Origin of the sequence: uncultured Desulfosarcina sp. (genome assembly GCF_963664155.2) — a bacterium.
Taxonomy (GTDB): domain Bacteria; phylum Desulfobacterota; class Desulfobacteria; order Desulfobacterales; family Desulfosarcinaceae; genus Desulfosarcina.
In genome coordinates this window covers 1,638,112-1,659,615 of record NZ_CAXXXH010000001.1, presented here as the reverse complement: position 1 = coordinate 1,659,615, position 21,504 = coordinate 1,638,112, and the positions used below count along the sequence as shown (strand labels likewise).

The window sequence follows — 21,504 nt, the reverse complement described above, 5'->3', positions numbered from 1 at the left end:
CGTGCAAAGGACCCATTACCACCCATGAAGCAGGTGAAGTGGTTTTTTCATCCCATCCTGGTGTTTATCTTCTCCGTTACCGCCCTGGTGGTGTCTCTTTTTTTGTACATTTATTGGTATATCGAGGTCAGCAGTGGCTTGCGTTCGGCAATGGAGCGGTTCAACCTGGAGCAGGAGCAGGTGTTTGCCGCCGACACATGGGTGGTAATTCTGGTCCTGAGCATGCTGATCGGTATCATCCTGCTGGGAATCTTCATCATTTTCGTTTTCAGCCAGAAAACCTTGCAGCTGTATCGAATGCAGAACAACTTTATCAACAACTTCACCCATGAACTCAAAACACCGGTGACTTCCCTGCAGCTTTATCTGCAGACCTTTTCAAGGTACGAACTCTCGCGGGATGATCAGCTAAAATACATTCAGTACATGCTTACCGATGTGAATCGCCTGACCGAAAATATCAACCGCATGCTGAACCTGGCCAAACTGGAAAGCAAAAGCTATATGGGCGAGTTCGTTGTTTTTGATGTCGTCAAGACGGTGAACCAGTTCCTGGAAGAGAACGCCCACCTCTTCAAAGGCTGTCAGATTAACGTCCACAGCCCGAAAACCGGCACCCTTTACCAGCGTATCAACCGGCATTTGTTTGAAATGCTGCTGATGAATATTCTGACCAATGCCATTAAATACAATGCCTCTGAAACGCCGCAGGTCAACATCTTCATTGAACCCACGCGCCAAAGGACGCACATCCGGTTTACGGACAATGGCATCGGTCTGGACCGAAAAGAGATGAAAAAGATTTTCCGTAAATTTTACCAGATCGGCCAGTCGGAGAACATGACGGCCAAGGGAAGCGGCCTGGGCCTGCACCTGGTGCAAAACATCGCCCGTCTTCACAAGGGAAAGGTACTGGCCGAAAGCCCGGGACGGGGCCAAGGCTCTACCTTTACCCTGGTTCTGCCGGCTCTGAAATAGCTGATTGCAACAGGAGTAGCCATTATGGAATCCACCAAAAAGCGAATTTTAATCATCGAAGATGATCTTCACATCGCCGAAGGCATCCAGCTGAACCTGACCCTTCAAGGGTATGAGGTGGAAGTCGCACCTGACGGCGTGGCCGGCCTGAACAAATGGAAGGCGTTCGGGCCGGATTTAGTGATTCTGGACATTATGTTGCCGGGCATAGACGGTTTCTCCATTCTTCAGGGCATCCGGCTGGAAGATGAGCGGCTGCCCATATTGATTCTTTCGGCCAAGGGAGATCCGGATGACCGGATCAAGGGGCTTGCCTACGGCGTGGACGATTACCTGGCTAAACCGTTTAACTTGGAAGAACTGCTCCTTCGCGTCGAGCGCCTGCTCAAGCGCGGCGCCTGGAACCAGGAAAACGGCGTGCCGGTCCTCCCATCCTTCGACACTTATGATTTTGGCGACAATCACATCGATTTTAAAACCCATACGGCCCGCTGCCGTCTGGGCGAGATTTCCCTGACCGAACAGGAATCCAAGGTGCTTAAACTGTTTATCGCCAATCGCGGGAAACCGCTTTCCCGCGACAAGCTGTTGCAGATCGGCTGGGGGTACTCCAGGAAAACCACCACCCGCACGGTGGACAATTTTATCGTCCGTTTCCGCAAATATTTCGAGCAAGACCCCAGAAGCCCGATTTATTTTAAAAGTCTTCGATCCATCGGGTATCTTTTCGATCACGAGCCTGAGTGACCTTTGTCATTTCATTTGACCCGGCCGGTTCGGCATGGAGAACGGCCACCACCATCAGCACACGATCCTTCACCATTTTAATGCTGGCCGTGCCGTGTCACTGTGATCGATAATGATTCCGATGCCCTCGCTCCTCTATCCAATAATCCCAATTTATTCGATTTGGTGATTATTGATAGGGTTATGCCCGGCATGGGGGGGGAGTTGAATGGCCATATTTGCCGTCTTTTTTCGGATACGCCGATTTTATTGTCCACCGATTTCAGCGATGCCGCCGGAACTACAGAAATTCTGTCCCATCGCCGGAGTAACATTATCTGCAAACCATACACCGCAGAAGCCCTTTCACAAAAAATCAGCAAAATGATGCTGGACCCCGGGAATCAATTGATGCCATCAACCGCCAAGGCATCCTGATCGATGGCAATCCACTTGAAATCGATTGACAGGTCGACTTGCTCCCAATCGATTGCAGAAATTTTTTCCATATGGAAGAAATTTACCCATTTTTACATTCATTTATTACCCATTTTTTATACCAAACTCCGTCGGTAAAACTCACAACTATATGAAATTAAATGGTATGTATTTTGTATTGGGCCGATAGCGTGATTCTTGCATAAAAATGGCTCAAGAGAATCCTGTATGACCTTTTTCCGCTTGCCGAGAATAAACCATTTCCGTGATTCCTGGCGGGAATATTCTGACTCCATTGCAACCGAGGACGACCTGAATTCAGATGAAGACAACGGCGATTCCTGACAACGGCGGACGGCGTACCGGGGTAGACCGACGGCAGTTTACCTATGCTGTTCATATCCCCGAACGCCGAAGCGGAAAAGACCGCCGATCCAACCGGGACCGTCGAATGCCTCGACTAACGGCCGATTTTGTACAATCGAAGGCCCTTTCTTGAAATATTACCGAGTCCTTGTCATTTTCCTTCCCTCAATCAGACAAAAACCCGTTGCCGGATAATCATTTTGCATTGGTCGTCGGCCTGGTCCACGCTGTTGCGAACGTTTGGCGTGCCGTGCGAAGCCGAATCGTAAGGCATAAAAACGGCCACCTGCCTTGATCCTTTCGGCAGCGTGGCCGTCCATGAGGAACCTGGCGCATCGCCTTTACTGACTGATCCGCATCCCCTGAGAACGTTACGGTTGTGCGGCAGCCAGATGCTCCCATTTGAAGATATTTGTCCCTTCGACGATGTTTTTCAAGGCGATGAATTCATCCATGGGCATTTTACCTGTGCCGATATCGACCAACTGAACCGTTTTCGCGGCGGGTCTTGCATCGACGCCGGCGCTGCGGCCGGCCACTTTATCGCGAAGCGCCTCGAAGTCTGCACGGGCCATTTCCATCGGGCCGTACCGCTCCGGGCGATCGAGCGGGGTGGAATGCGTCGTCACGACATCCGGTTGCCGCCCCTGGACCATTGCCTGCAAGGCGATAAATTCGGATTGTTCCATCTGCCCCAGACCAATGTTGACCATTTCTGCCGACGCTTGGGTTACCGCCACCAACGACAAAACAACGATTGCTAATGTTAATTTTTTCATTGCTGAGCCCTCCTTTTGAGTTTGTTTTAATATGAACATGACCTAATGTTCATATTTTAGATAAACATATGGGCCGCCACTTATTTTGTCAAGCAAAAAATGAACTTTTATTCATGTATTGGCGTTTTTTAATACCAGGCAGGGACCATTCAACGTGCAGCCGCGCGCGATTGATCTGGGGCGTATATGGCAAAAGCCTGAGGACCACGCGATATTCGCGATCCTGCAGGCCTTTTCGAGCATGTTTACGATTCTATTGTGAATTCAGTATTGTGGGTCGGTCAGTGATCACGGACAGATAAAAGCGAAACCACTATTGGTATTGTTGCTGGCTACCAGTTTGTTCAGGTTGCAAAATTCGCTGGTTGCCATCGATCCCGTACCGATATCCACCATACCGTTATTCGCTATGGATTCAGTCGCATTTCGCGAAACGGCGCCGGCTACCATCGCCTGCCGGATGCCATCCACATCCGCCTGATTGAATTCAGCGACCCGGGTGTCTTGCGGTCTTATCGTGGAAGCGGAAGCGGAAGCAGACGGATGGTAGCTACCGCTGACCATCTGTTGCAGGGACTCAAACTCGGCCTGATCCATTCTCCCCAGTCCGATATCCACACTGCCTGCCATGGCAACTGCCGTCATCACCATCGTTGTCATCGTCACTGCTGTTATATATATGAATTTTTTCATTGTAACCCTCCATTTGGTTGACCGATAGCATTCAGCGCACTTGATCTTACGTATAAGATCAGTCCGATATACGTTATGTCAATATGAACATAATAATTTTTATGCTTTATTGACCCGGGCGCGGGAATTGGGTATTAAATCAAAAGGGAGAGATCGGAATGACAAAAATAGTACCGAAAACCAGAATTCCCCAGCAAAAAAGGAGTATCGAGACCAGACACCGCATCCTCGTGGCGGCAAAAGACCAGTTTGCGAAAAACGGTTTTCACGGCACCAATGCCAAGGAAATCGCCGCGGCGGCCGGTGTCTCCGTGGGCAGCTTCTATTCCTATTTCAAGGACAAGAAAGAACTGTTCATGGAGATTTTCAGGGAACACATCGAAGAGAAGATCGTGCGGATCTTAGGCGAGCATCGGTTCGATTCGAACAACCGAAAGGAGAGTGTCTACCGCCTGATCAAAGCCATGCTGGATGCACACGAGCCCTATCCCCAGTTCCACCGGGAAGTGCTGGCCATGCGCTATTCGGACCCGGAAGTCGAAGCCGTATTCAATGAAATGGATCAGCACAGCCTGGGCCACGTCGAGCGGTTTATCGAACAGTTTCGCGATAAACTGAGGATAACGGACATCAAGACCGCAGCCCATGTCATTTCAGCCGCCGTGGAAGAGATCATCTGCTCGATCACCATCTTCGGTCAAGATCAAGATGCCGATCGGCTGATTGACGGCCTGGCGGATATGATTCACCGGTACCTGTTCGACTAACCTGCCGTAAAAAACAATCCGGCCTGGCCATAGGACGGTAACGATTGTCCGCGATGATCATTTTCCCTCCATGAACATCGCTTCACCGCTGCATGTTTCCAGGCTCCGTTCAAGCCTATGCGGTTTGTCATGACCCGGTTAAACCGCGGACGCCGCCAGCAGGGCGCCGGATACCGCCATCACAATGGCGATCATCCTGGGCGGGGTTACCGGCTCTTTCAGGAAAACGGCGGCCAGAATAAAAGTAAAAATGGTGGAGAGCTGATTCAATATGGCCGCCACGGAAACCAGCGTATATTTAAATCCTGCCAGCCAGGCCAGCATAGCCATGTAATTGCCTACAATGGATGCCGGCAGGACGATTTTCCATGCCGATGAGGGCATCAGTGCCCCCAGGATCACCCGCCTTTCGGGATGGATCACCGCAATCACAATCAATCCGGCAACTCCGGCGAGGAGCCTGACGAAGCTGGCCCACAGGACACTGGTCTCCTCCAGAAGCGGTTTCACCATGACGACGCTTCCCGCAATCAGGATCACTGCCAGCACCCCGAAGACAAGCCCCAGCCAAAAATCCTTCCGGGACATCATCACCGATGATTTGGAACAGGCGTCCGCACCAATGGCCCCAATCACCAGAAGGGCGCCTAAGATGCCTTTGAGCCCGATGGATTCATTCAAAAACAGGGTGGAAATGAAGATAATAAATGGCAGGTAGAGGCAGTCCACAACGGCCCAGCGGCCGGCGCCGAGTCGCTTGAGGGCCATAAAAAAGAAGGTGTCAGCCAAGGTAATGCCTAAAAAGCCGGATATGCAGAACAACACCCAGTCATGGGCCGGTCGGACCGGGAAAAGCGCTACGCCGGCAAACCAGAGTGTGGGCACCAGCAGCAACAGGGTGACCACCCCTTTGAACAGGTTCAAGGCCATCGGGGAAAAGGCTTCGCCGCTCTTTTTGAACATGATGACGGCGGCTGCCCAGAAAAAAGCGGCTCCTGTCGAGCAGAGTATACCGATCAATTGCATGAAAGGACCTGTCGGTTGGCGGACGGATCAGTGCTTGAGCAGAAAAAGATAGAGATGACGGGGATCCAGATTGCCGGATTCCACAGACGCCAGTTCGCGTTGAATTTCATCGAAAAGCGCCTCGAACACGGTTCCCAGACGATCCGACAGGTCATCGGAAGACTGGCCCGATGCCTCCGCGGCCCAATGAAGAAATTCGGCCTTTTTCCCGTCGCCGATAATGCGTTGGCCCTCATGGTCGGTCCAAAGCGATGCATAAATTTCCTTAAAAGCTGAAAGTGAAACGGCAAGGGTTGACGTGTCCGCATTAACCGGCGGTGCTTTCAACAACGCCCTGACCCACAGGGTGAGCAGAAGATTCTTGTATGTCAGAAATCGGATTTCCACAATCGGGGCAATCGTCAGGTCCATGCCCTTAAGCAGTTGGTCGATAGCGATTATCTGTCCCAGGCCCCGGCCGGTTGCTTCAATCTCCTCGCGCGTCAGGAAATCGCGGTAGTTGGAACCGGCATTGGACGGATCGTAAAACTGCGGCGTATCGATCAATAGTCCTCCCAACAGACCCAGCCATGCCTCGTCCCAGAAGGTGAGATCCACCGACTGAGACTGAAACCAGCTGTCTTTGCGCCATCGGATGGCCTGCCACTTAAGCTGCAGGGCGCTGCCGAACCCGGTTCTGAAGATATCCGCCAGCAAGTGGCGTTGTAAAAGAGCGGATGCCATGGGGGCAGGGTTGTTGATGATGCTATCGGTCATCAGCTCAAGGCCGATGCTCAGGTACCCGCTGACTTTGGAAACCACCGATTTCAATTGGTTGCGGCCCACAATGATCGTCTGGTCGGCAGATATGACCTGGTTGCACAGGCCGGCCAGTTCACCCTGGAGCTGCTGGATTACATGACCTTCATTGATTCCCTTCAATGCACGCACGAACAGGTTGTCCCCCTCGAGGAAGGTGGCGGCAAACTGGGGTTCCGGAAAACGGGGATCATCCGGCGATGGGGGACGAATGGCCTTTTTTCCCCTGGCCGCGAGTTCACGGGGCTGCAGCGGTTGATAGACGCCAACCGCCTCGTGAAAGGGCAAAAAACCTTTTTCGGCAAGACGGACGTTGCGCAGCCGGAACAACTCCTCTTCGATTTCACTGGGAATAAGACTCACCGATTCCATCAGCAGACCCTGATAACGAGGATGATCGAAAATCGAAATACGGCGCAGCAGTTGGCTCAACATCTCGTTTCGCCGGGATTTGGCGGCTTCAGCTTCCGGCGTGGTTGCAGGATAGTCCACGAAGCGCACGTAGAAGGTATCGTCGTCGGTAAAAAAACCGTCGTCAAAATCTGACGAAAACAGATCGGACTCTCTGACCCGCAGTTCAATATTCCTGAACAGATACAATTCCAGGAACTCCAGCCGTTCATCGAAACACCATTTTACCAACCGGTCCGGATCCGCACGAAGCAGCAACTGCAGCCAGGTGGTGGCCTGCGGGTAGTTCAGTTGATCCTTTTTCCAGACCTCCATGTCCAGCAGATAGTCCCATTGGCGGGTCGAGGCCAAGCTAATGAGGGGAAGGGCGTTGTCCGTACCCAGATCATGGATGAGAAAATGCAGATCCTCCTCCGGAAACGAGTGAACCAGGGCCGAGGGTTGCGGGTGGTCTAAAATAGCGTCCATCGCCTGCTCAGCTGGCATTGACAGAATACGCCGACGGGTTTCGGCCAGTTGCCGGATTCGATCGGAATGGCTGACTGCAGGACTGTTGGTTTGCGTCACGGAAGTATCACTCCTATTGTCGAACAGTTTTGACTCTACAATAATCAGAATTTTTATAAAAACAAGGATTTCTGTATGGATCAGGCTGGGCGTTGATCACTTATCCGCAGAATCAGAAGCAGGCCGGGGAGTGCAATCAGGGTGCAGAAAATGAAAAATCCCTGCCATCCCATGACCGTCGCCATGTACCCGGTGGGTGCCGAGGCCAGTACCCGAGGGATTCCCATGAGGCTCGTCAGCAGGGCATATTGGGTGGCTGTGAACCGCTTGTCCGTGATGCTGGCCATATATGCCGCATAGGCTGCGGTGCCCATTCCTCCGCTCAGGTTCTCGAAAGCGATAACCGCTGAGAGTGCTGTCAAGTTTGGACCGATAGCCGCCAGCAGCGCAAATCCCGTGGTAGAGACGGCCTGAAGGATGCCGAAAATCCAGAGACTGCGAAGGATGCCGAGTCGGATCATGACGATACCGCCGAAAATCGTGCCGCCGACGGTTGCCCAGAATCCGAACAGTTTGACCACGGCTCCGATCTGGGTTTTTGAAAAGCCGATGTCCAGGTAGAAGGGGGTGGTCATGGCCGCAGCCATCGTATCACCAATTTTGTACATCAGGATAAATACAAGGATCCACAGGGCATTCTCCCGGTTGAAATACTCTACCAGCGGATCCACCACGGCGGCGGTGAGCGTGACGGGAAAGGACGCCACGCGGGGTTCCGGTGTCAATACGGTGGTGATCACCCCCGGAAGCAGACACAGGGCCATTATCAGGTACACCCGGGAAAAGGGCAGATGGTCCGACAGAATCAACCCCCCGCCCGAGGCCAGGAGCATACCGATGCGATAGCCGTTGATGTACAGCGAAGACCCCAGGCCCAGTTCGTGGTCGGGAAGGTCCTCGCGCCGATAGGCATCCACCACGATGTCCTGGGACGCGCTGAAAAAGGCCACGGCCAGCGCGGAAACGGCCAACAGTTCAGGATGGGCCACCGGATTGCTGAAACCCAGCCAGGCCAAGGCGGCCATCAAAGACAACTGAGATACCAGCAGCCATCCCCGCCGTCTGCCCATCAATGGCAGGGTGTAGCGATCGAACACGGGTGACCAGAAAAATTTGAGGGTGTAGGGCAGTCCAACCAGGGACATGAGCCCGATGGTGGTCAGATCGACCCCTGCCTCCTTCATCCATGCCTGGAGCACTGACAAGGTGAGCAGCAGCGGAAGTCCGCAGGAAAAGCCCATCACCAGAGCCACCAGCATGCGGCGGTTGATTACTGCTGATGCAAGTCGTTGATGGTTCATGGGATCCATAACTTTGACGGTTCCGTAAAAAGTCCGATATCTGCGTTACACTTTATTCCTCATCGCTGCAAAGTACGATTAGTGCGCCTCATTCCTCGGGATGGAACATAAATGTTCGCCGTAATGATGATCGATTTGCTGTTCGATCGATGATACTCGCTATCGCGGCCCGCACCCTTGATCTCGAACTTCTTACGAAGCCGTCTGAAATGGAACATTTTACGAGTTCATCCAGCTTATGGCGGCAAGAAGAAAGGGCGGCAGAAATTTTTTCTGCCGCCCCTGCAGTTTCATGCAAGACGCGAGGCTTCGATTGTTAAAGGAATGATCGAAAACTTAATCAATTGAACAAGATGGCTTCGAATGGCAACTCCTGGGTTTATCGGCGTCATCCTTCCAATAATTGCTCCGGCGTCACGATGGGACCGAATTTTGTCTTCAGGGCAACCAAGCCGTCGCGCTGCTCCCGGAGACCGTCGAAGAGCTGCTGGGGAATATTTTCTTCCTTGCCGTAAGCCGCCATTTGCAGGTCTATTCTGGCCAGGATGTTATCCACATAAATCGAAAACTGGCGATCATAGAGATCCTTCGGGTAGGGTTTGTCGACGATGGTTTTAAAAAGCATCTGCAAGTCTTTGTAGCGGGGAATGAAACCGATGGGCGTTTCGATGGCTTCCACGTCGCCGTGGGCACGGCGCTCCAACCATCCCAGCCATGCTTTGACGTCCTTTTTCTCTCCCAGCAGTTTCTTGCCGCTGCCGCCGCGGGCCCCATGGGTGAGAAAATAGTTGAGTCCGGCCATTATCGGTCGTTTGTCGTCGGCGATGGCTGCACTGCCGAAAAAGTCGAACTGAGCCTTCATGTAGTCGCCCAGTGCACCCGGAATGAAGGGAGCGTTGGCCCACGGTGCCCGCTTCACACCGGAAGCGCCCACTTCGGTGGCCGTGGCTGCCGAAACGATGCAGGCGCCGATAATTACACCGTGGTCGGAATTTTTTGCGACCCAGACCGGTGGCATGGTATCGCTGTCCCGGCCGCTGTACGTGATCACACGGGTTTCAACCCCTTCAGGCGCCTCGGCTTTGTCCGAATAGTTGGCCAGGGCGGAGGAGGAAATGGTGCAGCGGGCGTTGGGGTGAGAGATGGGGATCTCCTTGCCACTGGAATCCGTCAAGCCTTTTTTCCAGGGCCCTTGGAAATTGCGCCCCCGAGTGGGCTGAGTTTCTCCATTCCCCGTCCAGTGAGGAACCCCGTTCTCGTCGATGACCACGTTGGTCCAGATTACTTCGGAGCCAGGATTTCTCAACCGGTCCATGAGCATGGGATCGCCTTCCCCGTTCACATCCTCCACGATGCCAAAGATGCCGCATTCGGGGTTGATCGAGCGAACGCTGCCGTGGTCGTCGATCCACATCTGGGCCAGGTCGTCGCCCACAAAATGGTTGCCCGCCATGGCCGTGGTGGTTTTGCCGCAGCCGGATGGCGCGGCACCCGCTACCCAGGTCACGCGGCCGCCGGTGCCGTCGATGCCGGTAATGAACATGTGCTCAGCCAGTTCTCTGCCATTACCTTCATAAACAGCCTTGTCGACGGAAAAACGGTGGTTCCCCTTTTTCAGCAGGAGCGTGTTGCCCGCGTAAGTGCAGTTGAACGAATAGGTGGTGCGATGACTCCGGTCCATGAACACCCGGGCGTTGGGCAGGTCTTCGGGTCGGTTGAGGCCCTCGCTGTGGATGTTGGTGTAGAAATGTCCCAGCCGGCGAACCTCTTTCTCGAAGTCGGCAAATGCGTTGCGGTAAAGGATTTCGGCACTGTGGGAGACATAGGCGGAGCTGGTAATCTCGAGTGCCGGGTTGGAGGCAGCCGCACCCACGGGGCCTCGAATATATAGCCCCACGACCATGGTCGCACCGCTCATGATACCGGCCATCTTCTCGCGCACTTCAACCAAAGCGTCATCTCTTAAGAACTTGTTGGCCAGGCTGCTGATCTTCTCGCCGGGATTGGCGATGTAGAAAGTTCGGTCAATGATGCGACCCTGCTCTTCTTTAAGGTCGAAATGAATCGTATGCCCTTTCATGGCAAGGATCGCTTCTTCGCCCTTGTTAAGGGCCAGTTGGCGGATAAACTGGCGATCCGCTTCGGATCCGGTGTTGATGAAAACCCGGGCGGGATCGCACATGGCGATCGCGTTGGCGATTTTAAGCAGGATCTCTGGATGGCTCAGTGTCCGGATGCGTGACAAATGCTCTTTGTCCAGCCGTTTCTCGAACAGTCCTTGGGCCTGTTCTTCGCTCTGGATTCCCCCCAAGGCTTTGACGATGTCAATCCCCTCATTTCTTTTCAACATGCAGTTCACCCCTTTTAGACTGTAAACAATACGTCCCGAACGGCATTGCATCCGGTTCCGGGCATGGATTCAGTGCTATCGCCCCTGACTCTGGCAGCCGATGATTTCCGGCTCCGGCATGTGCTGATCAATCCATTTCATTACCTTGTCAAACTCATCCCGGAATCCCTGAAGCGCCTTGCCCCGGTGGCTGACCCGGCTTTTTTCGGCCATGGTCAACTGAGCAAAGGTTTTATTCAACGGCGGATAGAAGAAAACCGGATCGTAGCCAAACCCGTTGGTTCCGGCAGGAGTGTGGGTGATGGTGCCTTCGCAGCGGCCTTCATAAGTCAGCGCCGGCCCGCCGGGCACGGCTATGGAAATTACGCATTCAAAAACCGCGGTTCGGTTGGTCTGGTTTCCAAGCGCCGCCAGCAATTTGCCGCCGAGCTGGGCATCGCTGGCATCGGGACCGGCCCAGCGGGCGCTGTGAACACCCGGCGCGCCATTCAGCGCCTCCACCATCAGTCCCGAATCGTCAGCAAGGGCCGGATGCCCGAGCACCCTGGCAGTAAAGCTGGCCTTTTTGTAGGCATTCTCATCAAAGGTATCACCATCTTCCACCACTTCCGGGATCGGACCGAAATCATCCAGATTTTTAATGGTCACTGGGAAGGGGGCGAGCAGGTCACGGATCTCGGCAGTCTTTCCCTTGTTGCGGGTGGCGATGACAAGTATCTTGTTTCTTTTCATAAGTCCTCTATTCCAGCGGGGGATAAGCTTGATTGACGTAACATAAAACCGGGTAAACATCCAGTGATAATCGGTTGATCGACCGTATCCACATTTTTGGTGCGGCAGCATGACAAATCCGCCGGTGATGGTTATTTTTAAAATATTGAACCGGGTTCGACCCGTCTATTTTTTAAAGGGGTGTCCGGGTGTAAACCACCGGCCATCGCCGGGCGGCCCGCAAAAAACAAAAACCTTGTAACCCTGACAATCGGGGATGCAATGCACGCTAAGGAGGATGCACCATGACCGACAAAAAATCCGATGTTCGTAAATCGAATAAAAAGAGTAAGCAACATGGCAGTGATCGCATTGTTGTGGATAACTGCGGCTGTTTTCAAGTGGTCGATGCCTGTGGCTGCCGCGTGGTTGACCCGTGCGGTTGCTATGTAAGCCAGTGCTGTTGTTAAACGGCGGTTTTCTTTAGCCACAACCTTAAAAAATAGCGGGGGCCTGCCAATCTGTCAGACCCCCCATTTTTATGGAATCAGCACGGTACTGCCCTTGGTTTTGCGTCCCTCCAGGTCCTGGTGTGCTCGGGCCGCGTCTTCCAGTGAGTAGGTCTGGCCGATCGAAATCGTTACCGCTCCTTTTTCCACTACCGTGAACAGATCCCGGGCATGGGCCAACAGATCATTCCGTTGCGCCGTATAGGTCATCAGACTGGGGCGGGTGAGAAAAAGAGATCCTTTTGCCGCCAGAACCCCGAGATCCATAGGCGGTATGGCTCCCGATGCCTGACCGAAGGAAACCATGGTTCCCATGGGTCTGAGGCAGTCCAGAGACTTCATGAACGTCTCCTTGCCCACACTATCGTATACGACGTCCACGCCCCGTCCGCTGGTAATCTCCTTTACCCGCTCTGCGAAATCGGCTTCCCGGTAAAGGATGGGATGGTGGCAGCCATTTTTTTTAGCCATGGCGGCTTTTTCCGCTGAGCCTACGGTGCCGATCACCTCGGCGCCCAGGTGATTGGCCCACTGGCAGACAATGGTGCCGACCCCGCCGGCCGCCGCATGGATCAGGATGCGATCACCGGCCTTAACCGGATAGCACCCGTTAAGCAGGTACCGGGCCGTCATGCCCCGAAGCATCATGCCTGCCGCCTGCCGGGTGGAGATACTGTCGGGCAACCGGACCAGTCGATGGGCCGGAATGCAGCGCATTTGCGCGTAGGCACCCGGCGGGATGCCGGCGTAGGCTACCCGGTCCCCCGGTTTGAATTCAGAGACACCGTCACCTACCGATTCCACCACGCCAGCGCCTTCCAGGCCTATCACGGCGGGAAGTGCGGGCAGCGGATACAGCCCGGTTCGATGATAAACATCGATAAAATTGAGTCCGACAGCCTCCTGGTGCAGCCGCACTTCCCCAGACCCCGGATCTCCGGGATCATGGTCTTCCCACCGCATGACCGCTGGGCCGCCCGTTGCATGAATTCTGATTGCTTTGGACATGGCGTCCTCCTTTAAGAAAATGATCCAGATCGATGACGACGAATCCTCTATGGTGGATTGCCGGTATCATCAACTATAAGCATGGGCGCCGCAAATCCAATACCCTCGATACGGTTCCACGGGGCCGTCTGCCGTGCTTCAGGATACACCGCGCTGAATCATGACTGTGTTGCTTTCCCGACAGGCGAATCGTGTCCGTCTGTCCATCCAAAACACCTATAGGTAATCTACCCATGACCAGCGGATCAGCCCCTCCGTGGTGTCTCGCAGCAAGTGCTTTTTCTCATTGGCAAATTCGATAGCTGCCCGGATTCGTTCGGGCGGATGGTCAAGGTCACCAGAAACCCGCTGGATCAGCTTTTCCAATGGTCGGTCATCCCCTGCGTCCGATTTTTCAGCCGGCCAGATACCTTTTTTTTCGAGGATCCGCTTCATCATCATATCGTAAATGACCACCGTGTGCTCCAGGCGGACCAGAGGCCAAATTTCTTCGGCGGTGGCTCGCCCTTCTTCGCGGAGACGGCCAATATCTCCCAGCCACTCGTCGAACTTCCGTTCACCATCGATCACGATGGCATCCATGGTTTCCGGTCCGACCTCGGCCGTGCGGATAATAGCGCGATTGGCATGGTATCGTCGCCAATCGTCGGACAAAATCTGCAGATCATATTCATTGACCCGCTCCCGGACGTCGGTGCCCGGAAAGGGGGCCAGAATGTGAAAGCCGTGGCTGACCCCCATGGATTTGAGACGCTCGCCGAAGGCCAGTGTCTGCGCCAGGGTTGCCTCGGTTTCACCCGGCAGGCCCAGGATGAATGAGGCGTGGGGATCGATGCCGCAGTCCCGGCACAGCTGCACCGCATGGACGACCTGGTCCAGGGTGATACCCTTTTTAATCCGCCTGAGCATATCGGGGCTGCCGGATTCCACACCGAAGCTGACCGTGGTGCATCCGGCCTGGCGCATCTTTTCCAGCACCTGGCGCGAGACCGTGTCCACCCGGGCGAAGGAGGTCCATTTGACCTTCAGACCGCGGTCCAGGATTTCGTTGCATACCGCCAGACAGTGCTCCCGGTTGGCCGTAAACAGGTCGTCGGCCAGGTTGATTTGGTGAAATCCCAGGGTGCTCAGACCTTCCATCTCGTCCACCACCCGGATGGGATCGCGATAACGCACCCGTGCGCCCACCATTTTGCGCCCCACGCAGAAAATGCATTTGAACGGACATCCACGGCTGGTGGTCATGCTTATCGGCATTCCCAGGGCTCGGTAGCGCCCCAAAGGAATCAGGCGGCGGGACGGCGGGGCCAACTCGTCCAGATCCGCCGGCGGCGGTGCGGCAGTAATAACCACCCGGCCGCCTTGACGGAAGGCGATGCCCGGCACACCTTCCCAGGAAGCCTTGATCTCAAGGGCCTTGGTCAGGGCCACCAGGGTATTTTCTCCCTCGCCGCACGCCACCCCATCCACCTGGTCGCAGGACTGCAGAATTTCCGTCGCGCAGAAGGTTGCGTGGGGCCCGCCCAGTACCGTGGTGATTGACGGATCCAGCGTTTTGACTTCTGCGAGGACCTCCAGGGCGTGGTCGACGGTCATGGTCACGGCGGTGGCGCCGGCCAGATCCGGTTTGAAATCCCGTATCATGGATGCCAAAAAATCCGGATTGAACGGAAAGACGACGCAATCCAGCAGTATGACTTGGTTTCCGGCTCGCTCCAATGCGCCGGCCAGAAAAGCCAGTCCCAGGGGCGGGGACGGGGTTTCGGAAATGGGGTAGAAGGGATTGATCAACAGTACGCGCACGGTTATATGTCCTTTGATAGAGGGAAGGAACGGATCAGGGTCGGTTGATGAAATCGGTCAGGATTACCTGGAAGAGCTCTTCGCCGATGGCAAGGCCCATATCGATGAACTGGGGCCCGTAAAGCCGTCCGGTTCGGGAACGGAAGGTGCCTCGGATCTTTTTCAGCAGGGCCATGCCCTTGGGGTAGTGATCTACAAAGGTGGCCAAAGGCGGGTTTAAAAAGCTGACCATATCCCAGAGCGTATGATTGAAATTATCCGGCCCCCAGCGAAACTTGTCCGCATCATACAGGCAATCGGATATTTTGTGGGCCTGGTGGGATGGCAGCCGTTCCGGGTGGGCAAAGGCTTCATGGTTGCGGATGGCCGTGCAGACATGGGTGATCTCATCGGGCACCAGCGGATAGGTTTTAAGGATATCGCTGGCCGCTTCGGCTCCTTTTTCAGCGTGGGACTTCTCTTTGCGGCAGATATCGTGCAACAGACCGGCGCACTGGGCCAACAGCAGGTTCCGCTGAACCCGGTTTTCCGTTTGGCCATCCAGCCGGCTTTCGATAATGACCAGGGTGCCGGCATCGATGGCCACCTTTTCCACGTGACCCATACCATGGCCGAAATCGTCATCGAGGCATCCGGCCATCTCTTTTCGGAGCCTGATGATTGAGGGGTTGCACTGGAAAAACCGCCGGGAATCTCTGACCTCAAATGGATGATCATGGTAAAAGGCAGGCCGCGGATAACGGGCCACGATCTTGCGGGCGATTTTTCGAATTTCCAGGTAAACAGCGTCCATTGGCAGGCATCACCACCAGGATGCAGGCGGTTAAAAAGAACCGCCGGTTCCACAGCAATGGGTGAAACCGGCGGCAGACAGTCACCGTCGTAATGACGGGAAAGACAACCACGGCTTATCAGGGGGCGCCGCCTTCCCGACGTTTGTTTTCATTCCGCTTGGCATTCAAGCCTTACTGCTGCCGGCGGCATTGTCGGCGTCTCGACGACCGCGTGAAGATCGTCCGCGTCGACTTCCTGGGGAATCTTCTCCAATGCAATGCGGAATCAATTACGGCAGGCTAAACCTCCATGGACAGGCCGTATGGAGTGCCACAAACCTTCCACTTGCCATCTTCTTTGACCAGTTCCAGCGTCTCTTCGAACTCGTGGACCTGGCCCAGGTGAAACAGCGTAGCCACATAGGCGAAAACCGGATGGATGCAGGTGCGGCGAAGTCCCTTCAGGTGAATGGTAGCGGATTCGGCGTCCTGGGCCAGCGTTTCGGTTTCCACGTGGGAAATTGTCTGTTTCACCATCCCGGTGCCGAACCCGCGGGCCTTCGCCTCATCGGTCATGGCCTGAAGGTAGGCGGCAACAACCGGTTCATCCTCATCGCCGGCCAGTTCGCTGCACATATACTTTTCCATATCGGCATCCAGGAGAAAATAAGCCTTGGAAAAGTTGATGGCCGTTCCCGTGGCCGTTTGCCTGCAGTCTGCAAAGACAAACACCACCTGAAGAAACACTGCCAGAATTACCACCAGTATCCACACTGAATTGTTGCTACGGTTTGCCATGCTCGACGCCTCCTTGCAGAATCACCCCGGCAATTGCCGATTGCATTGCCAGGCCTGGGTTACCGTATACCGATGTTATGGAATTGGGTGAAAAGATCAGCAATGGCTGATACCATGGATCCTGTTATTAAACAAGCCCTATGTGGCCGCGGGCAGGGGAAGCAATGAGCCTTGACAGCTTTTTCGACCATTGGTATACAAGTGATAAAACTTTAAGTGTACCTTAATCCGAGGCCTTCATGCGACCATGGATCGGCGGCCTTATCCCGGGCATTAATTGGGTGGCCATGGATCCGAGATCCATCCGCCGGAGGCGGAAACCGACCCATTTTCATCCGTGGCCCCTTGTTTTTAATGGAAAATCAGGCTAATTGAACTCCCCACCACACCATTCAACGCTATACGGAATTTTTCCTGTCGCTTTTTTGAAAACCTGATTCAACAAAGGGGGGAACCGATGACTACGCACGAAACCATTGAATTTGACGTTCTCTTTGTCGGCGGCGGACCCGCCAACCTGGCCGGTGCTATCCGCCTGATGCAACTGGCTGCGGAAAAAGGTCAGGAACTGGAAGTGGCCCTCATCGACAAAGGGGCTGCCATCGGCTCCCACGCCATCAGCGGGGCGGTGATGAATCCTGCGGCCATCGCCGAACTTTTTCCCGACTATCTGGAGCAGGAATTTCCTGTCGAGCAGACCGTTCGCGGTGACGGTTTCTTTTTTCTGACGAAGGCGCGAAGTATCAAGATGCCGCTGGTGCCACGCCAAATGCACAACACCGGTTTTCCCATTGTCAGTCTCTCCCGGGTGTGTCGGTGGTTGGGTGAGAAAGCCGAGGCCCTGGGCATCAATATTTTTTCCGGTTTTGACGGCAAAGAGATTCTGCTGGCCGACGACGGTCTCACCGTGACGGGGGTTCGTACCGGCGACAAAGGGCTGGGAAAGGACGGCAAGCCAAAACCCAATTTCGAGCCGGGAATCGATCTGCTGGCCAAGGTGACCGTGCTGGGAGAGGGCGCCCGGGGCAGCCTGATGAAAATGTTGGCCGACAAACTGCCTATCCGTTCGGGCCGGTTGCCCGAGGTGTTCGAGACGGGCATCAAGGAAGTGATCCAACTGCCGGAAAACCATTTTTTCAGCGGCAGTGCATTCAACGACTTGCATACCATGGGCTTCCCGCTGAATCTGGACACTCCTGGCGGCGGGTTTGTCTATGAAATGGCCAAAAATCGCATCGCCCTGGGTTTTCTGGTTGCCCTCGGCTACGAGGATCCGTCGCTGGATCTTTACGACACGTTTTTACGGTTCAAGCGCCACCCGATGATCCAGAATATCATTCGGGGTGGGAAGGTGGTGGAACAGGGGGCTCGCACCGTTTCCACCGGCGGCTGGTTCTCCATGCCGCACCTGGCCGTGGACGGCGCCCTGTTCACCGGAAACGGCGCGGCCATTCACAGCACACCGGCCATCAAAGGCATCCACCTGGCCATGAAGTCGGGCATGCTGGCCGCCGAAACCATCATGGACGCCCTCATGGCCGGCAACACGAACCGTCATTCCCTGGACGGCTACAGCCAGCGAATCGACTCAAGCTGGGCCGGTGCGGAGCTTCGGGAAGGCCGCAACTTCGCCCAGGCGCTGGCCAAGAAAGGGCCGATCAAGTGGATCCACCTGGCCGCCCAATACCTTTCCAAGGGCAAAGGCCTGATCGATCGCCTCCCCGCAGTGGACGACGCCACCACGCTTACCCCCCAGAAAGGAGAAGCAGGCGGTACCAAACCTGCCGAAGAGCAAGCGAAACCGGCCAAGGACGATCCGGCCATGGTGGACAAACTCACCGGCGTCTACCTGTCCGGCACCCTGCACCGCGAGGACCAACCCAGCCATATCCTCATCCACGACCAGCGGGTGTGCGTGGAAAAATGTTACCCCACCTATGGCTGCCCCTGCACGCGATTTTGCCCGGGCGATGTCTATGAGATGGACCCCTGCAAAGACGGCAGCGGCATCAAGGGCATCAAAGTAAATTTTACCAACTGTCTGCATTGCAAGACCTGCGACATCAAAGATCCCTTCCACAACGTCACCTGGACCTGTCCGGAGGGCGGGGAAGGACCAAACTACAAACAGGCCTGACCGGTTCAGGCCATCCTATCAGGAGAACACCAGACCATGGATAGCAAAAAGCGTTATGATGTCATCATTGTCGGTGGCGGAATCATGGGATCCACCACCGCCTATTATCTGACCCGCAAGGATCCGGACCTGAAAGTGGCTGTTATCGAGCGGGACCTGGCCTATACCCGGGCCTCCACCACCCTGTCCATGGTCAACGCCAGGATCCAGTTCAGCCTCAGGCAGAACGTGGAGATCTCGCAGTACGCCTTCAATGTGCTGGAACGCTTCGAAGACGACATGACCGTGGCCGGCCAGCGTCCCCGTATCTCCTATCACCGGGAAGGCAACCTGTTTCTTTATGAAGAAGCTGCTGCGGCCGATGCCAAAGCGGCCCTGGCGATGCAGCAGGCCTTGGGATGCCAGGTCCAGTGGTGGTCGCCGGACGAGATCATGGCCCACTATCCCCTGTATGCACCGGAAGGATTGGCCGGCGGCACCTTCGGGGCTCAGGACGGGCATTTCGACGCCTACGCCGTACTCATGGGGTACAAGGTCAACGCCCGAGCACAGGGGGCCGTTTACGTCGAGGATGAAGTGACCCAACTGGCGGTCGACAAGGGGCGGATTACCGGCGTCAAGACGGCCTCCGGTGCCACCTATGCATCCGCGGTCGTCGTCAACTGCGCCGGTGCCTGGTGCACCGCGTTGGCCGGAACCGCCGGCGTGGACCTGCCCGTGAACCCGGTCAAGCGCCAGTGCTTTTGCCTGGACACGGCCGTCAAGCCGGACGGCCCGCTGCCGCTGACCATCCTGCCCTCGGGATTGTACTTCAGGACGGAGACCGGAGGCATGGTGCTTTTGGGGAAATCAATGGATGATGACCCGGTGGGCTTCGATTTCACCTGGGACCAGAACCGGTTCATGGATATTCTGTGGTTGGAGCTGGCCGAATTCGTTCCGGCCTTCGAGCGGCTGAAGCTGGTGCGGGGATGGGCGGGCCTTTATGCGGTCAACACCCTGGACGGCAACGCCATCCTCGGTGAATGGCCTGAACTCAAAGGCTTTTACCTGGCCAACGGCTTCTCCGGGCACGGCCTCCAGCAGGGGCCGGCCGTGGGTCGCTACATGAGTGAACTGATCATCGGTGAAACGCCGGCGCTGGATCTGTCAATTTTTAATCCCCAGCGTATTCTCGAAGGCAAACCCCTGGCAGAGGGGGGGCTCGTGTAATGGAAACCCCGATTCCCGGCGATGTCGTCCGGGACAAAATCCGTGAAAGCAAGCTGGCCAGCGTGGGACTGGCCTCCATCCGTGAACTGAACCGGCTGGTGGGCGAAATCGAAGCGGCATCCGGGCAGCGGTTTATCCGTATGGAGATGGGCATCCCGGGTATGGCCCCGCCGGAGATTGCCGTAGAGGGCGAGATCGATGCGCTGAAAAAGGGCGTGGGCGCCATCTACCCGCCTTTTGACGGCATCACCTGCCTGAAGACCGAAATCTCCCGTTTCGTGAAGCAATTCCTGGACACCCGTGTGCAACCGGCCCACTGCCTGCCCACCGTGGGTTCCATGCAGGGGTGCTTTCTTTCCATGATGATGACCGGCCGTCGGATCAAGGGCAGGGACGGTATCCTGTTCATCGATCCCGGGTTTCCCGTGAACAAGAAGCAGGCCCAGGTGCTGGGATTGCACCGGGAGAGCTTCGACGTATACGACTTCCGGGGTGACCGGCTGCGGGATAAGCTGGAATCCTACCTGTCGACGGGTCGCATCGGCGCGCTGATGTACTCCAACCCCAACAACCCCGCCTGGATCTGTTTCACGGAAAAAGAGCTGGGCATCATCGGCGAGTTGTGCACGCGCTATGATGTGATCGCCCTGGAAGACCTGGCTTACTTCGGCATGGATTTCAGGCAGGACTACTCCCGGCCGGGGGTGCCGCCCTTCATCCCCACGGTGGCCCGCTATACGGACAACTATATTCTGCTGATCTCCAGTTCGAAATCCTTCAGCCTGGCCGGCCAGCGTATCGGCATGACGGCCATTTCCGATCGCCTGTTCGAATCCACCGGCGACGGTCTGGCTCGCTGGTTCGGCACCGATCGGTTCGGGTACGCCTATATCTTCGGCGGCATGTATTCGCTGAGCTCCGGTGTGTGCCACAGCACCCAGTACGGCCTGGCCAAACTGTTGGAGGCGGTCAACGACGGCAACTATAATTTTGTCGAGGCGGTCAGAGAATACGGCGAACGTGCCCGGACGATGAAACGTCTGTTCACGGAAAACGGTTTTTGCCTGGTCTATGACATGGACGAGGACCAGCCCCTGGCCGACGGGTTTTACTTCACCGTTGCCTATTCGGGTTTCACCGGCGTCCAACTGGTGGAGGAACTGCTCTATTACGGCATCAGCGCTATTTCTCTGGAAACCACCGGCAGCAGCCGCACCGAAGGCATCCGGGCCTGCGTTTCGTTGACGGGGAAAGATCGCTTCGGGGAGTTGGCGGAACGCTTGAGGCGGTTTGACGCCGATCATAAAAAGGGCTTGCGCGCCTTGGACTGAATCTGCTGATTTTTAACAGGGT

19 protein-coding genes are annotated in these 21,504 nt (G+C 55.4%); 8 read left to right on the top strand and 11 right to left on the bottom strand.

The window, feature by feature from the left end; all coding sequences use genetic code 11:
- Window positions 1–24 precede the first annotated feature (24 nt).
- From ACHZBS_RS07530 to ACHZBS_RS07520, 3 genes are all read left to right on the top strand, one after another.
- Window positions 25–978, top strand: a complete 954-nt coding sequence (locus ACHZBS_RS07530) for a HAMP domain-containing sensor histidine kinase (protein ID WP_319405886.1) — start codon at window positions 25–27, stop codon at window positions 976–978.
- A 24-nt stretch (window positions 979–1,002) separates the two neighbouring features.
- Window positions 1,003–1,725: a response regulator transcription factor gene (locus ACHZBS_RS07525; protein ID WP_319405885.1), complete on the top strand. Its 723-nt coding sequence runs from the start codon at window positions 1,003–1,005 to the stop codon at window positions 1,723–1,725.
- 102 nt (window positions 1,726–1,827) lie between these two features.
- Entirely contained in the window at window positions 1,828–2,142 is a 315-nt protein-coding gene (locus tag ACHZBS_RS07520) for a response regulator (protein WP_319405884.1), read from the top strand.
- A gap of 737 nt (window positions 2,143–2,879) precedes the next feature.
- Here the strand turns inward: ACHZBS_RS07520 and ACHZBS_RS07515 are convergent.
- Window positions 2,880–3,287, bottom strand: a complete 408-nt coding sequence (locus ACHZBS_RS07515) for a hypothetical protein (protein ID WP_319405883.1) — start codon at window positions 3,285–3,287, stop codon at window positions 2,880–2,882.
- A 288-nt stretch (window positions 3,288–3,575) separates the two neighbouring features.
- Window positions 3,576–3,980, bottom strand: coding sequence for a hypothetical protein (locus ACHZBS_RS07510; protein ID WP_319405882.1), 405 nt, complete (start codon window positions 3,978–3,980; stop codon window positions 3,576–3,578).
- A gap of 158 nt (window positions 3,981–4,138) precedes the next feature.
- Between ACHZBS_RS07510 and ACHZBS_RS07505 the strand changes: the two genes are divergently transcribed.
- Window positions 4,139–4,747, top strand: coding sequence for a TetR/AcrR family transcriptional regulator (locus ACHZBS_RS07505; RefSeq protein ID WP_319405881.1), 609 nt, complete (start codon window positions 4,139–4,141; stop codon window positions 4,745–4,747).
- Between the two features lie 138 nt (window positions 4,748–4,885).
- Here the strand turns inward: ACHZBS_RS07505 and ACHZBS_RS07500 are convergent, their stop codons facing one another.
- The 5 genes from ACHZBS_RS07500 to ACHZBS_RS07480 all read right to left on the bottom strand — a co-directional run bounded on the left by ACHZBS_RS07500 (window position 4,886) and on the right by ACHZBS_RS07480 (window position 11,932).
- Window positions 4,886–5,773, bottom strand: a complete 888-nt coding sequence (locus ACHZBS_RS07500; protein WP_319405880.1) for a DMT family transporter — start codon at window positions 5,771–5,773, stop codon at window positions 4,886–4,888.
- A 27-nt stretch (window positions 5,774–5,800) separates the two neighbouring features.
- Window positions 5,801–7,549 carry a DUF6178 family protein gene (locus tag ACHZBS_RS07495; protein ID WP_319405879.1) on the bottom strand — a complete coding sequence of 583 codons (1,749 nt, stop codon included), beginning with the start codon at window positions 7,547–7,549 and terminating at the stop codon, window positions 5,801–5,803.
- Between the two features lie 80 nt (window positions 7,550–7,629).
- The gene (locus ACHZBS_RS07490) at window positions 7,630–8,850 is read right to left on the bottom strand and encodes an AmpG family muropeptide MFS transporter (protein ID WP_319405878.1); all 1,221 of its coding nucleotides are present in this window, start codon (window positions 8,848–8,850) and stop codon (window positions 7,630–7,632) included.
- A gap of 388 nt (window positions 8,851–9,238) precedes the next feature.
- Window positions 9,239–11,200 carry a phosphoenolpyruvate carboxykinase (GTP) gene (locus ACHZBS_RS07485; RefSeq protein ID WP_319405877.1) on the bottom strand — a complete coding sequence of 654 codons (1,962 nt, stop codon included), beginning with the start codon at window positions 11,198–11,200 and terminating at the stop codon, window positions 9,239–9,241.
- 75 nt (window positions 11,201–11,275) lie between these two features.
- Window positions 11,276–11,932, bottom strand: a complete 657-nt coding sequence (locus ACHZBS_RS07480; protein ID WP_319405876.1) for an XTP/dITP diphosphatase — start codon at window positions 11,930–11,932, stop codon at window positions 11,276–11,278.
- 284 nt (window positions 11,933–12,216) lie between these two features.
- Between ACHZBS_RS07480 and ACHZBS_RS07475 the strand changes: the two genes are divergently transcribed.
- Window positions 12,217–12,381, top strand: a complete 165-nt coding sequence (locus tag ACHZBS_RS07475) for a hypothetical protein (RefSeq protein ID WP_319405875.1) — start codon at window positions 12,217–12,219, stop codon at window positions 12,379–12,381.
- A gap of 69 nt (window positions 12,382–12,450) precedes the next feature.
- Here ACHZBS_RS07475 and ACHZBS_RS07470 read toward each other — a convergent pair whose 3' ends face one another.
- The 4 genes from ACHZBS_RS07470 to ACHZBS_RS07455 form a co-directional block, all read right to left on the bottom strand.
- Window positions 12,451–13,428, bottom strand: coding sequence for a quinone oxidoreductase (locus tag ACHZBS_RS07470; RefSeq protein WP_319405874.1), 978 nt, complete (start codon window positions 13,426–13,428; stop codon window positions 12,451–12,453).
- A 216-nt stretch (window positions 13,429–13,644) separates the two neighbouring features.
- The gene (locus ACHZBS_RS07465) at window positions 13,645–15,231 is read right to left on the bottom strand and encodes a B12-binding domain-containing radical SAM protein (RefSeq protein WP_319405873.1); all 1,587 of its coding nucleotides are present in this window, start codon (window positions 15,229–15,231) and stop codon (window positions 13,645–13,647) included.
- A 34-nt stretch (window positions 15,232–15,265) separates the two neighbouring features.
- Window positions 15,266–16,024, bottom strand: a complete 759-nt coding sequence (locus ACHZBS_RS07460; protein WP_319405872.1) for an HD domain-containing protein — start codon at window positions 16,022–16,024, stop codon at window positions 15,266–15,268.
- 280 nt (window positions 16,025–16,304) lie between these two features.
- Window positions 16,305–16,802 carry a hypothetical protein gene (locus ACHZBS_RS07455; protein ID WP_319405871.1) on the bottom strand — a complete coding sequence of 166 codons (498 nt, stop codon included), beginning with the start codon at window positions 16,800–16,802 and terminating at the stop codon, window positions 16,305–16,307.
- 457 nt (window positions 16,803–17,259) lie between these two features.
- Between ACHZBS_RS07455 and ACHZBS_RS07450 the strand changes: the two genes are divergently transcribed.
- Genes ACHZBS_RS07450 through ACHZBS_RS07440 form a run of 3 tightly spaced genes read left to right on the top strand, consistent with a single transcriptional unit; the run spans window position 17,260 to window position 21,482 of the window.
- On the top strand, window positions 17,260–18,939 hold the full coding sequence (locus ACHZBS_RS07450) for an electron transfer flavoprotein-ubiquinone oxidoreductase (protein ID WP_319405870.1): 1,680 nt from the start codon (window positions 17,260–17,262) through the stop codon (window positions 18,937–18,939).
- A gap of 12 nt (window positions 18,940–18,951) precedes the next feature.
- Window positions 18,952–20,151: an FAD-binding oxidoreductase gene (locus tag ACHZBS_RS07445; protein ID WP_319409071.1), complete on the top strand. Its 1,200-nt coding sequence runs from the start codon at window positions 18,952–18,954 to the stop codon at window positions 20,149–20,151.
- Window positions 20,151–21,482: a pyridoxal phosphate-dependent aminotransferase gene (locus ACHZBS_RS07440; protein ID WP_319405869.1), complete on the top strand. Its 1,332-nt coding sequence runs from the start codon at window positions 20,151–20,153 to the stop codon at window positions 21,480–21,482. Before ACHZBS_RS07445 ends, ACHZBS_RS07440 begins: the two co-directional genes overlap by 1 nt.
- Window positions 21,483–21,504 lie beyond the last annotated feature (22 nt).